The following is a 13,714-nucleotide window of genomic DNA, read 5'->3' on the forward strand; positions in this document are numbered from 1 at the left end:
GATCAGCCCGGCGCCCTGACCAGGGCATCCCACCGTTGCGCGATGTGTGCCAGCGCGAACTGGCTGGCCTTCTGGCGGCCGCTGGCGCCCAGCGTTGCGGCCAGTTCCGGTTGGCGGATCACGGCCAGCAGCGCCTGGGCCAGGGCATTGGCGTCGTCGGCGGCGACCACCAGCGCGTCCCGGCCCGGATCCAGTAATTCGCGCGGGCCGGTCTCGCAATCGGTCGATACGATCGGCAGCCCGAAGGCCATGGCTTCGATCAGCACCAGGCCGAAGCCCTCATAGCGCGAACTCAGGCAGAACACCGAGGCGTTGCCATAGGCTTGCACGGGGTCATGGCAGATCCCGGGCAGGCTGGCGCTGTCTTCCAGCCCCAGTTCCCGGATCAATGCCGCCAGCGCGGGGCGCTCCTCGCCTTCGCCATGGATCAGCAACTGCCATTGCGGCACCTGCGCCGCCACCATCTTCCAGGCGCGCAGCAGCACATCGAAACCCTTGGCCGGGACCAGCCGTCCCATGGCCAGCACCGTCCTTTGCGTGCGTGGCGCCGGCGCATCCGGCAAAGCAAACGGCAGCGGGTTCGGCAGGCACACCACCTCGCTGCGCGGCCGCAGAGCTTCCAGCCAGCGGCTGCGGTCGCGCTCCGTCAGTACCACCACCTGGCGGCAGAACCGCGCCGCCAGCCGGCGCGCCAGCTTGCGTGCGGGCTTGCCGAGGTCCTCGTCGAAGTGACAGTGCTCCCAGGCGATATGGTGCAGGCCCAGGCCGACCGTGGCGGGCCGCACGAACAGTTCGAGCATGGGGTCAACCTGCACCAGGACATCGATGCGGTGCGCGCGGCAGTGCCGGCGGATGCCGGCAATGGTGGCGAAATAGGCGCGCTTGAACGAAGGGCGTTGCGCGAACACCGCTTCATGGCGCACCTCGGGGTGCAATGGAAACTGGCTGGACGTGTCCCAGAGGCTGAGGATGGTGACGTGGTGTCCCAGCGCCGCCAGCGCGTTTGCGATGGTGGCGGTCATCCGCTCCGCGCCGGCCATCGCATTCAGGGTGCCGGTCAGGAAGCAGACATGGCGCCGCGAGTCCGGGTTCAAGGCGTTGCGGGCGCCGGCAGTTTGGTTTGGCGCGCGACAACGTAGCCAAAGCAAAACGCCATGACCAGGCTATAGAAGGCATTGACCAGCGTCGTGGCGAACATGACCTCGGTCAGCCCGAACACCATGAAGCCGCAGCACAGCGCCAGGCCCATGGCGCTGGCGACCCGGGTGCCGCGGTCGGTTCCGCGCAGGTGGCGCAGGAAGAAGACCGCTGGCACGAGGTACAGCGCGAGGATCGCCAGCAATCCAGGAATGCCGAGCGTCGCCGCGGCATGCAGCAGTTCATTGTGAGAGTGCGGCATGGTCGCCGCCAGCGGCGTGATGACCTGCTGCGCGGCGAGGGTCTGCAGGGTGGACTCGAAGTGTTCCGGCCCCACGCCGGTCCAGGGATGTGCCTGGATCAGTTCCAGCGACGCGCGCCAGAGCTGCAACCGGATCCCGGTCGAGGTATCCGACGTTACATGCTGAACAAATTGAGACAGTTCGGATACAACCGCGGCGGTCCTCTGCTGAACGATCGCACTGCTGAACCACCCCAGCGCCATCAGCCCGGCCAGCCCCACCAGCACCCCGGCCTTGTGCAGCCGCGTCAACCTGCGCGAGGCCGCCAGCGCGATCAGCGCCAGCACCGGAATGGCCAGCCAGCCGCCGCGGGTGCCGCTCATATAGGACGCATAGAGGCCGCCGAAGCCGGCCAGCAGTTTCAGGCCGGCCAGCCAATGATCGCCCGGGCGGTTCCAGCCTATCGAGATCACGGCGAGCATGCCGGTCAGCAGGGCCAGGTTGCCGAAGGGAATGACGTTGGAGAAACCGACATGGCTGGGACGTCCCGCCGCGGCGACTTCGTGCAGCCACAAGGCGGATATCAGCGCACAGGCCACGAAGCCCCACTGGATGCTCTGCATGCCGCGCCTGCCCAGGCGCAGCATGCCAGGGACCAGCAGGATGAACAGCGCAAAACGCAGGTAAAGATAAGGCACATGCGGGTCTTCGGCCCCGCTCAGCAGTTGCTGGATCAGCACGGCCAGCGGCAGCGCCGCCATGGCCAGCATGAAGGGCCAGTACCGGCGCAGGATCAGGCCATATTCCGCCACGGCGGCGCGGCCGCCGGCAGCCAGGGCGATGACGCTCCATCCCAGCAACAGCCCGAAGCAGGTGTTGCTGAGCGACGGCTTGACGAACATCAGCGCGGGAAACGCAGCCAGGACAACACAGGCGCTCAGGTACAGAGCTTTGTCGATCCCCAACGGTAGGGACCCTTGCAATCTCGTCATCAAGAGCATGGAGAAAGGTTTCCGGAGGAAGGTGGGTGCATGGGAGATGCATGCCGTTCCGTCCGTCTTATTATTGTCGCCGTCTCCTGAGGAGCGGTGCCCTGCGCCGGCATTGCGGCTCGGGGCGAAGCGATTATATCGGATGGCCACGGTGGCATTTCCAGGAGTTCCGCATCCTAGCCGGGTGAGCGTATCGACCCGTTACAGGATGTATGTGGAGGGTCAGGCGCTTCGGAGAGGGCTTGCCGGCTCGGCTTGCTAAACTGAAGGTCTATGGCCGGGTGCACTTTCCGGCATGCTGCTTGTCACATCCCTCGATGACATCGCTACGGGCGCCCCCGGGGCAGCCCCGCAACAGGAGTTTCTATGCACAGCCGTAACCGCCTGATTCCTTTCGCACTCGCTGGCCGCGGCGCGGCCGCCTTGCTGGTCGCCACCGTGCTCGGCGCCTGCGCCACCGCGACCGCGCCAGATCTGCCCTCGGCCGGCACCAACCTGAACCAGACCCAGCCGTCCGGCCCGAGCCGCTGGGAACTGGTGCGCTGGCAGCAGCCTGACGGCTCGCTGCGCGAGATCCCGCACGGCGACAATGGCCAGCCCATCATTTTCGAATTCAACGAGGGCATCGATGCCGCGCAGGGCACGGTCAGCGGCACCAGTGGCTGCAATCGCTTTAGCGGCAGCTATGGCAAGACCGAGACCGGCATCCGCTTCGACCGCATCGCCGGTACGCGCATGGCTTGCCCGCCGCCGCGCATGGCGCTGGAGTCGGCGCTGCTGAAGGCGATGCAGACGCCGTTTGCCACCGTGGGCACGCAACCGTCGGCGGGCAGTACCGGCCGGCAGATCATCTGGAAGACCGCGGACGGCGACCTGCTGCAGTTCGTCGAGCGCGAGGGCGTGGGCAAGCGTGGTGCGCGCGTGGAGGCCGCGGGCGTCGAGAAGACCGTCTATATCGATTCGCAGCGCGTGGAATGCACGGGCGTGGGCAAGATGACGTGCTACCGCTGGCGCGAGTCGCCGGATGCGCCGTGGCAGCTCTGGTATGGGCCGATCGAGGGCCTGGATTTCGAGCCGGGCGTGTCGTACCGGCTGCGCGTGCGCGAATACCAGGTGCCGAACCCGCCGGCGGATGCGTCGGCGATCCGCTGGGAGTTGCTGAACGTGGAGTCGCGCACGCGCGCGAAGTAGGGCGCCACGCCTCCATGCAAAACGGGCCGCGGTTGCGGCCCGTTTTCCTTTGCAGGTGCAAGCGGCGGGTCAGGAGCGCGGCGTGCCCGCGGGCGTGGTTTCGCGCCGCGTGCCGCGGCGCTCGGCCGACGACGCGCGCGGGTTTGCCGGGGCCTTCGCGCCAGCCTGTGCCGGGACCGGCAGCTTGTACAGCGCGCCCGGCGACGAAGTCAGCAGCGTGTTGATCTGCACCACGTCCGCTTCCTGCAGCACGCCGGTGGAGGCCTTCAGGCGCAGCCCGTTCATGATGGTGTCGTAGCGCGCCTTGGCCAGGTCGCGGCGGGTGGAGAACAGCTGGGCTTCGGCGTTGAGCACGTCGATGTTGATGCGCACGCCCACTTCATAGCCGAGCTGGTTGGATTCCACCGCGCTGGTGGCCGAGCGTTCGGCCGCCTCCAGCGCCTTGACCTGCGCCAGGCCGTTGGATACGCCGGAGTAGGTCTGGCGAGCGGTCTGCGCGGCGGTGCGCCGGGCGAATTCGAGGTCGCTGGCGGCCTTGTCGGCCAGCGCCAGGGTCTCGCGCACGCGCGACTGGATCTGGCCGCCGGCGAAGATCGGCAGGGTCAGCTGCACGCCGATCTGCGAGGCGTTGTAGTGCGTCGAGATCGCCTGCGTGGCGCTGCCGGTCTGGTTGTTGAAGCCGTACGAGGCCACCAGGTCCACCGACGGCAGGTGCCCGGCCTTGGCCTTGTTGGTCTCGCGCTGCGCGGTCTCGAGGTTGTAGCTGGCCAGGTTCACCTGCAGGTTGCTGGTCTCGGCCTGTGCCGCCCAGGCGTTGACATCGGGCGGCTGGGGTCCGGGGATCGGCGCTTCGGCGCGCAGGCCCATCAGTTCGTCGACGGGTTTGCCGGTGATCTGCTGCAGCGTGGCGCGCTTGATTTCCAGGTCGCTCTGCGCGGCGATCTCGGTCGAGGTGGCCAGGTCGAAGCGGGCCTGGGCGTCGTTGGCGTCGACGATGGTGGCGGTGCCGACCTCGAAATTGCGCCTGGCCTGTTCGAGCTGCTCGGAGATGGCCTTCTTCTGCGCGCGCGCCAGGTAGAGGTTGTCCTGCGCGGCCAGCACGTCGAAGTACGCCTGCGCGCTGCGCGTGATCAGGTCGAGCTCGGCCTGGTGGAAGGTGACTTCGCCCGCCTGCGCGGCCAGCTCGCCCTGTTTGTAGGTTTCCCAGCGGTCCCAGCGGAACAGCGGCTGGCTCAGCTGCAGCTGCCAGTTGTTGTTGTTGAAGAAACGCGTGCCGGAGGCGCTGGGCGCGCCGCCGATCGGCAGCGAAGCGGTCTGGTCGAGCTTGGTGCGGTTGGCGCCGGCGGTACCCACCACCTGCGGCAGCAGGCCGGCGCGGCCCTGGGGCAGCTTCTCGCGCGTGGCCAGCAGCTGCGCGCGGGCGCTGGCGAACTGGGCGTCATTGGCTTGCGCATCGCGATAGACCTGCAGCAGGTCGGCCGCGCCGGCCGGCGCCGCGGGCATCATCGCCAGCAGCGGGGCCAGCAGGGAAACCGCGATCGCCAGGCGCGTCCGGATTGCTCCGGGCTGGGCGTTGGGCGCAAACGTCATGACACCTCCAGGTGGGCGCGGCGGGTGCCGCGGCCGACAGTCGTTTCTTCTTCGTGTTGCTGCGCTGGCTTGCCGCGTCAGTATTTCGGCATGGCGGGGTCGACCTGGCTGGCCCAGGCGTCGACGCCGCCGGTCAGGTTGTAGACCTTGCCGTAGCCCTGGCGCTCCAGGTAGGCCGCCACCTGCATGCTGCGTGCGCCGTGATGGCAGATGCAGACGATGTCGGCGTCTTCGTCGAGTTCGGCGGCGCGCGCCGGGATGTCGCGCATCGGGATGTGGGTGATGCCGGGCAGGGCGCAGGTCTGCACCTCCCAGCCTTCACGCACGTCGAGCAGGACCGGCTTGGCGCGGCTGGCGTCGGCCAGCCACTGGGCCAGTTCGGTCGCTTGGATGACCTGCATGGCGGTACGTCCTCAGAACTGGAATTGCGAGGGCCGGGCCGCGCCCTGCAGGGGCTTGACCGCGGTCTCGAACAGGTTGACGACCTGGTACTCGGTCTCGGACACGCGCGTGACCAGGCGCGCTTCCATCACCGGCAGTTCGCCGACAAAGGCAGCGATGCGCCCGCCCACCTTCACCTGCGACAGGATCGACGGCGGGATCGCCGGCAGCGAGCCCGAGATGCAAATCACGTCGTAGGGCGCGGCGGCGGCCCAGCCGTCGGCGGCGTTGCCTTCGGCGACGTCGACGTTGGTGACGCCGGCGCCGGCCAGGTTGGCGCGGGCCAGTTCGACCAGCTCGGGCACGATGTCGACGCTCAGCACATGGCGGGCGCGGTTGGCCAGCAGCGCGGCCATGTAGCCGGAGCCGGCGCCGATTTCCAGCACGGTCTCATGCTTGCGCACCGCCAGGTCCTGCAGGATGCGGGCTTCGACGCGCGGCGCCAGCATGTTCTGCCCGGCGGGCAGCGGAATCTCCATGTCGACGAACGCCAGCGAGGCGTACGCGGGCGGGACGAACTGCTCCCGCTTGACCACCGCCAGCAGGTCCAGGATTTCCTGGTCCAGCACGTCCCACGGGCGGATTTGCTGTTCGATCATGTTGAATCGGGCTTTTTCGAGATCCATCTTGCCATTCCTTACCAATGCCAACCGCTGTCGGTCTGTGCGCCGGCCGCGCGGTGCCACGGCCGGACAGTCTTATCAAACCCGTTATTTTAACCTTGCGGGCGCCTCCGGGCTCATTCCGCGCTGGCCTCCGCCGGGGCCGGGCGCTCCGCTGCCGAAGGCCGGCCGGCCCCGGCCCGCGCGGGCGCTGCCGGCGCGGTACGCGGCTTGCCTTGCCACACCCGGCGCAGCCAGGCGGCGAAATCATCAAGGTACGTATAGATCACCGGCACCACCACCAGCGTCAGGATCGACGAGGTGATGATCCCGCCGATCACGGTCTGTCCCATCGGCGCGCGCTGCTCGGCGCCTTCGCCCAGGCTGAAGGCCAGCGGCACCATGCCGAAGATCATCGCCAGCGTAGTCATCAGGATCGGGCGCAGCCGCACGCGCGCGGCTTCGACCAGCGCCGCCTCCCGCGACAGCGGTTCGCGGCCATCGGCGCCATCCACATGGCCCTGGCGCGCCTGGTTGGCAAAGTCCACCAGCAGGATCGCGTTCTTGGTCACCAGTCCCATCAGCATGATGAAACCGATGATCGAGAACATGTTCAGGGTCGAGCCGAACAGCAGCAGTGCCGCGAACACGCCGGCCAGTGTCAGCGGCAGCGAGGTCATGATGGCGATCGGCTGGAAGAAGCTGGCGAACTGCGAGGCCAGGATCATGTAGATGAAGATCACCGCCAGCGCCAGCGCCGACACGGCGTAGCCGAACGACTCGTTCATCGACTTGGTCGAGCCGCCGAAGCGGTACTTGTAGCCGGCCGGCCAGTTCACCCCGTCCAGCGCCGCCTTGATGTCGCGCGCGACTTCGCCGGCCGAGCGCCCGGCCACGTTGGCGGTCAGCTCGACCTCGCGGTTCAGGTCGCGCCGGCTGATCTGGTTGGCGCCGGTGGTGGGCACCAGCTCGGCGATCTGGCGCAGCGGCACCATCTTCGGCGAGCCATCGGCATTGGCGTGGCTGCTGGCGATCATCAGCGCGCTGAGGTCGGCCATGCCGGTGCGCGCGTCCTTCGGCAGGCGCACGCGCACGTCATAGTTCTCGTCGTCGGGCGCGCGCCAGGAACTGATGGCATCGCCGGCCAGCAGCGGCCGCAGCGCATTGCCGATCTGCGCCACGCCCACGCCCAGGTCCGAGGCCAGCTCGCGCCGGATGCGGACCTCGATGGTGGGGCGGTCGTCCTTCATGCTCGAATCCAGGTCGGTCAGCCCGGGAATCGCCGCCATGCGCGCGCTGGCTTCGCGCGACAGGCGCCGCAGTTCGTCGAGGTCGTCGCCCTGGATCGATACCTGGATCGCCTTTTGCCCGCCGGCGCCGTCGGGCATGCCGACCATGGTCAGCGTGATGCCGGCAATGCCGGCCAGGCGCTCGCGGATCAGCGGGTTGAGCTGCGCGGTGGTCAGGGTGCGCGCGCGCCGCTCGGTCAGGCGTACCGACACCAGCGCGTTGTTGCGGCCCGAGGCGTTGCCCGAGTTGATGGTGGCGTAGGTGTAGGCCACTTCGGGGAAGGCCTTCAGCGCGGCTTCGACCTGCCGCACCTTGGCTTCGGTGACGTCGAGCGAGGTGCCGACCGGCGTGGTGAAGCCCACCTGGGTCTCGCCGAGGTCGGCATTGGGCACGAACTCGGTGCCGATCAGCGGCACCAGCGCAAAGCTGCCGAAGAAGGTCGCGGCGGCGATGAGGGCGGTGGCCAGACGGTGCTTGAGCGCCCAGCCCAGCATGCCGGCGTAGCCGTCGCCGAGCTTGTCCATCCTTGCCGAGAACCAGTCCAGCAACCGTCCCACCGTGCGTCCGTACCAGCTCTGCTTGTTGCCGGTGCCGTGCAGGTCCGGGTCATGCCAGACCGAGGACAGCATCGGATCCAGCGTGAACGAGACGAACATCGAGATCAGCACCGCCGCCACCACAGTGATGCCGAACTGGTGGAAGAAGCGCCCGATGATGCCGCCCATGAAGCCCACCGGCAGGAACACCGCGACGATCGAGAAGGTGGTGGCCAGCACCGCCAGCCCGATCTCGTTGGTGCCGTCCAGCGCCGCGCTGCGGTGGTCCTTGCCCATCAGGTTGTGGCGCACGATGTTCTCGCGCACCACGATGGCATCGTCGATCAGCAGGCCCACGCACAGCGACAGCGCCATCAGCGTGATCACGTTGAGGGTGAAGCCGCACAGGTACATCACGCCGAAGGTGCCGATCAGCGCGATCGGCAGCGTCAGCCCGGTAATCACCGTGCTGCGCCACGAGCCGAGAAACAGGAACACGATCGCCACGGTCAGGAAGGCGCCTTCCAGCAGCGTCGAGCGCACCTCCTTCACGCTGCTGCGGATGCCGCGCGCGGTGTCGTTGACCACGGTGAGCTGCACGCCGGCGGGCACCAGCTTGCGCACCTCGTCGGTCATGCGCACCAGGCCGTCGACGGTATCGACGGTGTTCTGGCCCTGCGCCTTCACCACCGACAGGAACAGCGCGCGCTTGCCGTCGAGCAGCGCCAGGCTTTCCTGCTCTTCCTGGCCGTCGCGCACGTCGGCGATCTCGCCCAGCGTTACCGGCTGGCCGGCGCGGCGCGCCACGATGATCTGCCGGAACGCATCCGGCGTGGGCACGCGGCCCTTGATCTGTACCACGGTCTCCGTCGCCGAGGAGCGCAGCTCGCCCGCGGGCAGCTCCTGGTTCTCGGTGCGGATCGCGTTCATCACCTGGTCCACGCCGATGCCCAGCGCCTCCAGCTGCGCCGGCCGGATGCGGATCTCGACCTCGCGCTTGGTGCCGCCCACGATATTGATGGCGCCGACGCCGCGCACCGTTTCCAGCCGCTTGCGCACGATCTGGTCGGCGATGGTGGTCAGCTCGCGCTGGCTGCGGCTGGCGCCCGGCGCGTTGGAGACGGACAGGTAGAAAATGGGCGCGTCCGACGGGTCATAGCGCAGCACGCGCGGTTCCTTGACCTCGTCGCGGAACTGCGGCCGGATCAGCGCGATCTTGTCGCGCACGTCCTGCGCGGCCTGGCCGACATCGACGCTCAGGTCGAACTTGATGACGACGACCGAAGTGCCCTGGTAAGAGTGCGAAAAGATTTCGTCGATGCCGGAGATGGTATTGACGATTTCCTCGACCTTGCGCGTGACGTCGGACTCGACCGACTCCGGCGCGGCGCCCGGGTATTCGGTCTGCACCACCACCACCGGGAAGGTGATGTCGGGAAACTGGTCGACCGGCAGCCGCTGGTACGAGAACAGCCCGACCACGATGAAGGCCATCATCATCATGGTGGCCAGCACCGGGTTGCGGATCGACAGGCGGGTGAACCACATGGGGCGCGTCCTCTACACCGTCAGGCCTTGACGCGCCTGACCTGGCTGCCGCTGCGCAGCGTGCCCAGGTTGTTGCGCACGATCTCGGCGCCGGCGTCGAGGCCGGAGACGATTTCCACCATGCCGCCGGCTTCGTCGCGCAGGCCGAGCTGCACCGGGCGTTCCGCCAGCGTGTCGCGCTCGATGGCATAGACGAAGGCGCGTTCGCCCTCGGTGCGCACCGCCGACACCGGCACCGCCACCACTGCGGCGCGCCGGCCCAGCACCAGTGCGCCGCGCGCGAACATGCCCGCGCGCAATACCTGGCCGGCATTGTCGACGCGGACATAGACCATGATGCTGCGCGTGCCCTCGCTGACCGCCGGGTTGATGCGCACCAGCTTGCCGGCAAAGCGGCCGGCGCCTTCCACTTCCAGCGCCACCGGCTGGCCCACCGCGGCGCGCGCCACGTCGGCCATCGGGATCGGTGCTTCCAGCTCCAGCACGCGCAGGTCGACCACATCGACCAGGCGCGTATCCGGCGACACCTTCTCGCCCGGCTGCACCGCGCGCGCGGCCACCATGCCGTCGAGCGGCGCCTTGACCACGGTGTCGGCGAGCGCCTTCTGCGCTACCGCCAGCCCGCCCTGGGCGGCGTCAAGGTTGGCGCGCGCCACCGCCAGGTCGGACTGGTACTTGTCGAAGGCGGTCTGCGAGATAAAGCCCTTGTCGACCAGTTCGCGGTTGCGTTCCCAGGTCTGGCGCGAGTTCTCGAACTGGCCGCGCGCGGCCAGCATCTGCCCGCGCGCCTGCGCGGCCCGGGCCTCGTATTCGGCCGGGTCGATGCGCACGATGACCTGGCCGGCGCGCACCGGTTCGCCTTCGCGCACCAGCACCTGCTTCACTTCGCCGGAGACCTTGGCCTTGACCGAGGCCTGGTTCAGCGCGCGCAGGCTGCCCGACAGCGGCAGCGACAGCTGCAGGTCCTGGCGCTCGACGCGAACCAGGTCGGTCTGCAGGAACTCGACGATATTGGCGGCCGCAGCGGCCACCGGCGGCTGGCGCGCGCTGCCGGCCTTGCGCACGGCCACCGTGGCGCTCAGCGCCAGGGCCAGGCAGGCGGCGGTGATCAACAGGGTCCTTCGCTTCATGTCGGGGTGCCGGGTCGTGGTGCGGCAGGGGCAGGATCGGCGTCGGCGGCCATCGCGGCGGCGCGTTGCGCCAGCATGTCGTCGCGGATCACTTCCCAGATGTAGGGGCCGTGCTGCGGCGGCAGCGGGCGGTCGCGGGCCTCGCCGGCGGTCAGCCCGAACAGCAGGGTGTCGAGCAGGCCATCGAGGAAGGCCTCGGGGTCGATGTCTTTCTCGGCGGTGGCGCGCAGCGCGCGCTGCCACATCATCAGGAAGACCAGCGGCGCGCAGATCAGCGTGGTGGTGGGGTTGGCCGGCAGCGGACGGAACTCGCCGCGCGCCACGCCGCGCGCCAGCACCCTGGCGAACAGCTCGTCGCCCGGCACCATCACTTCCTGGTTATAGAAGCGGGCGATGTCGGGGAAGTTGGCCGACTCCGCCATGATGAGCTTGGTCAGCCCCGCCACCGGCGTGGCGCCGATCAGCCCCCACCAGCCGCGCAGCAGTTCGCGCAACAACTCGGGCGTGCTGCCCTGGTAGGCATCGACCAGGTCGGCGCCGCGCGCCAGTGCCGGCACCAGGTTCTCGCGCACCACCGACTTGAACAGCTCTTCCTTGTTGGCGAAGTAGAGGTAGACCGTGCCCTTGGACACGCCGGCCGCCGCGGCTACGTCTTCCAGGCGCGTGGCGGCATAGCCGCGTTCGACGAACAGGTCCAGCGCGGCCGCCACCAGTTCCTGCGGACGCGCCGCCTTGCGCCGGCTCCAGCGCGGGCTGTCGGCGTCCTTGTGCGGATCGGCGGGTGGCTTGGTCACGGCGGGCTTGCGAAGACTGCGGGGCACGAGGGGCGTCGAAGAAAGTTAATAACTTGTGGGTCAGTAATGTAGATGAGGCCCTGCGAGGGGTCAAGCACACGCGTCGGCCAAGGCCACGCAAGGGCCGGGGTCCCACGGATACCTCGCTTGCCGTGTGATGGCAGAGGCGCGATCGTCTGGCGACAGTCGGTGCTGTGCTTACGGCGTTTTCCTTTTCTTACAGGACGGCCGCGGCCCTTCGGGCACAATGTCGCCTTTGTAGTGGCAGCCTCGGCGGCCGCCGATCCCGAACCATCGTCATGAGTTGCCGGTCAGACCTTTCCTGCCGCGCGGGCTGCGGCGCCTGCTGCATCGCGCCGTCGATCGCCTCGCCGCTGCCCGGCATGCCGGATGGCAAGCCGGCGGGCGTGCCGTGCGCGCAGCTGCTGCCGGATATGCGTTGCGCGGTGTTCGGCAGCCCGGACCGGCCCGCGTTCTGTGGCGGGCTGAAGCCGTCGGCCGAGATGTGCGGCGAGTCCCGCGAAGCGGCGCTGCAATGGCTGGCCCGGCTCGAGATCCTGACCGCGCCGCAAGCGCACACCTGAAAGGCCCGGCGCGCCATGACGCCTGGCATCCATTCCTGATATCCCGCCATCGGAGGCAATATGATCCGGACTTCCCGACGCCGCTGGCTCGCCGCTGCCGCCGCGGCCACCCTGGCCGTGGGGCTGGCCGCCTGCGGCGCCTTCCGCAACGAGTACACGTTCTCGCAAAGCGAGCTGCAGGCGGCGCTGGAGCGCAAGTTCCCGTTCAACAAGCGCTACATGGAGCTGTTCGACATCCAGCTGACCAACCCGCAGCTGACGCTGGATTCCGTGCGCAACCGCGTCAACGTGCAGTTCGACGCCACCATCGACAACAAGCTGTTCTTCAGCCAGGCCTTGAGCGGCCGCTTCGCGCTGGACAGCGGCCTGCGCTACGACGAGCCCACGCGTTCCGTGGTGCTGCAGGATCCGGAAGTGAAACGCTTCGACGTGCAGGGCATGCCCGCGCAGTTCTCGCGCCAGCTCAACGCGCTGGGCGGCATCCTGGCCGAACAGCTGTTGCAGGGCTATCCGCTCTATACCTTCCGCGAAGACCAGCTGCGCATTGCCGGCACGCACGTCGAGCCCGGTACAATCACCGTTTTGCCTGACGGCATCAACGTCAAGATCAACCGCCCCTGAACCGGGCGCATCGAACAACAATGCGGGCGGTCCGGCACCAGGCCGGACCACGCCCGTGACTACGTCTCTTTCGTTCCGCATGGAAATCGCACTAGCGCTGAAGGCCGTGATCCTCGGCATCGTCGAAGGCCTGACCGAGTTTCTTCCGATTTCGAGCACGGGCCACCTGATCCTGGCCGGCCAGCTGCTCGACTTCAACGACGAGAAGGGCAAGATCTTCGAGATCGTGATCCAGTTCGGCGCCATCCTGGCGGTGTGCTGGGAATTCCGCGCGCGCATCGGCAAGGTGGTGCGCGGCCTGCGCGACGACCCGCTGTCGCAGCGCTTTGCCGCCAACGTGGTGATCGCGTCGGTGCCGGCGATCGTGCTGGCGTTTATCTTCGGCAAATGGATCAAGGCCCACCTGTTCAACCCGATCTCGGTGGCGCTGGCCTTTATCGTCGGCGGCGTGGTGATCCTGCTGGCCGAATGGCGCGACGCGCGCCGCGGCACGGTCTCGCATCCGCAGGGCAATGCGCTGCTGGAAGCCGCCAAGGCCGGCGCGCCGCGCATCGAGTCGGTCGACGACCTGAACTGGCGCGACGCGCTCAAGGTGGGGCTGGCGCAGTGCTTCGCGCTGGTGCCGGGCACCTCGCGCTCGGGCGCCACCATCATCGGCGGCATGCTGTTCGGGCTGTCGCGGCAGGTGGCCACCGAGTTCTCGTTCTTCCTGGCGATCCCGGTGATCTTCGGCGCCACGGTCTACGAACTGTACAAGGCGCGCGCGCTGCTGAACGGCGACGATCTCGGCATCTTCGCGGTCGGCTTCGTCTTTGCCTTCCTGTCCGCCTTTTTGTGCGTGCGCTGGCTGCTGCGTTTCGTCGCCACGCACGACTTCAAGCCGTTCGCGTGGTATCGCATCGCCTTCGGCATCGTGGTGCTGCTGACCGCGTACACCGGACTGGTGTCCTGGCACGCCTGACCTCGCCGTAGCGCGGGCAACAAAAAAGCGTGGCAGGTGCCACGCTTTTTTGTTT

General features: G+C 68.2%; 12 protein-coding genes. 4 read left to right on the top strand and 8 right to left on the bottom strand.

The genetic code is table 11. From position 1 onward, the window contains the following. Window positions 1–2 precede the first annotated feature (2 nt). Both GA0116996_RS02055 and GA0116996_RS02060 read right to left on the bottom strand, forming a co-directional pair. The gene (locus tag GA0116996_RS02055) at window positions 3–1,094 is read right to left on the bottom strand and encodes a glycosyltransferase family 4 protein (protein ID WP_092306834.1); all 1,092 of its coding nucleotides are present in this window, start codon (window positions 1,092–1,094) and stop codon (window positions 3–5) included. Beyond that, window positions 1,091–2,521, bottom strand: a complete 1,431-nt coding sequence (locus GA0116996_RS02060; protein ID WP_244159745.1) for an O-antigen ligase family protein — start codon at window positions 2,519–2,521, stop codon at window positions 1,091–1,093. Before GA0116996_RS02060 ends, GA0116996_RS02055 begins: the two co-directional genes overlap by 4 nt. A 216-nt stretch (window positions 2,522–2,737) precedes the next feature. On the opposite strand from GA0116996_RS02060, the gene GA0116996_RS02065 reads away from it, so the two are divergent. Further along, on the top strand, window positions 2,738–3,562 hold the full coding sequence (locus GA0116996_RS02065; protein ID WP_092306838.1) for an META and DUF4377 domain-containing protein: 825 nt from the start codon (window positions 2,738–2,740) through the stop codon (window positions 3,560–3,562). 69 nt (window positions 3,563–3,631) lie between these two features. Here GA0116996_RS02065 and GA0116996_RS02070 read toward each other — a convergent pair whose 3' ends face one another. The 6 genes from GA0116996_RS02070 to GA0116996_RS02095 form a co-directional block, all read right to left on the bottom strand. Further along, the gene (locus tag GA0116996_RS02070) at window positions 3,632–5,152 is read right to left on the bottom strand and encodes a TolC family outer membrane protein (RefSeq protein ID WP_092306840.1); all 1,521 of its coding nucleotides are present in this window, start codon (window positions 5,150–5,152) and stop codon (window positions 3,632–3,634) included. A 77-nt stretch (window positions 5,153–5,229) separates the two neighbouring features. After that, window positions 5,230–5,553 (bottom strand): rhodanese-like domain-containing protein, encoded by a 324-nt coding sequence (locus tag GA0116996_RS02075; protein WP_062801478.1) that lies wholly within the window; start codon window positions 5,551–5,553, stop codon window positions 5,230–5,232. Between the two features lie 12 nt (window positions 5,554–5,565). After that, window positions 5,566–6,219 carry a protein-L-isoaspartate O-methyltransferase family protein gene (locus GA0116996_RS02080; RefSeq protein WP_092306842.1) on the bottom strand — a complete coding sequence of 218 codons (654 nt, stop codon included), beginning with the start codon at window positions 6,217–6,219 and terminating at the stop codon, window positions 5,566–5,568. 113 nt (window positions 6,220–6,332) lie between these two features. Continuing rightward, entirely contained in the window at window positions 6,333–9,569 is a 3,237-nt protein-coding gene (locus GA0116996_RS02085) for an efflux RND transporter permease subunit (RefSeq protein WP_092306844.1), read from the bottom strand. A gap of 20 nt (window positions 9,570–9,589) precedes the next feature. Next, complete coding sequence (locus tag GA0116996_RS02090) at window positions 9,590–10,699, bottom strand: efflux RND transporter periplasmic adaptor subunit (protein ID WP_092306846.1); 1,110 nt, start codon at window positions 10,697–10,699, stop codon at window positions 9,590–9,592. Next, window positions 10,696–11,520 carry a TetR/AcrR family transcriptional regulator gene (locus GA0116996_RS02095; RefSeq protein WP_092306849.1) on the bottom strand — a complete coding sequence of 275 codons (825 nt, stop codon included), beginning with the start codon at window positions 11,518–11,520 and terminating at the stop codon, window positions 10,696–10,698. Before GA0116996_RS02095 ends, GA0116996_RS02090 begins: the two co-directional genes overlap by 4 nt. A 272-nt stretch (window positions 11,521–11,792) precedes the next feature. Here GA0116996_RS02095 and GA0116996_RS02100 point away from each other — a divergent pair, with 272 nt between their 5' ends. The 3 genes from GA0116996_RS02100 to GA0116996_RS02110 all read left to right on the top strand — a co-directional run bounded on the left by GA0116996_RS02100 (window position 11,793) and on the right by GA0116996_RS02110 (window position 13,659). After that, window positions 11,793–12,077 (top strand): zinc/iron-chelating domain-containing protein, encoded by a 285-nt coding sequence (locus tag GA0116996_RS02100; RefSeq protein WP_092306851.1) that lies wholly within the window; start codon window positions 11,793–11,795, stop codon window positions 12,075–12,077. 60 nt (window positions 12,078–12,137) lie between these two features. Beyond that, entirely contained in the window at window positions 12,138–12,698 is a 561-nt protein-coding gene (locus GA0116996_RS02105) for a DUF1439 domain-containing protein (RefSeq protein ID WP_092306853.1), read from the top strand. Window positions 12,699–12,777: 79 nt separating this feature from the next. Beyond that, window positions 12,778–13,659, top strand: coding sequence for an undecaprenyl-diphosphate phosphatase (locus GA0116996_RS02110; protein ID WP_062801473.1), 882 nt, complete (start codon window positions 12,778–12,780; stop codon window positions 13,657–13,659). The last annotated feature ends 55 nt before the right edge of the window (window positions 13,660–13,714 follow it).

The organism is Cupriavidus alkaliphilus, assembly GCF_900094595.1.
Classification (GTDB): domain Bacteria; phylum Pseudomonadota; class Gammaproteobacteria; order Burkholderiales; family Burkholderiaceae; genus Cupriavidus; species Cupriavidus alkaliphilus.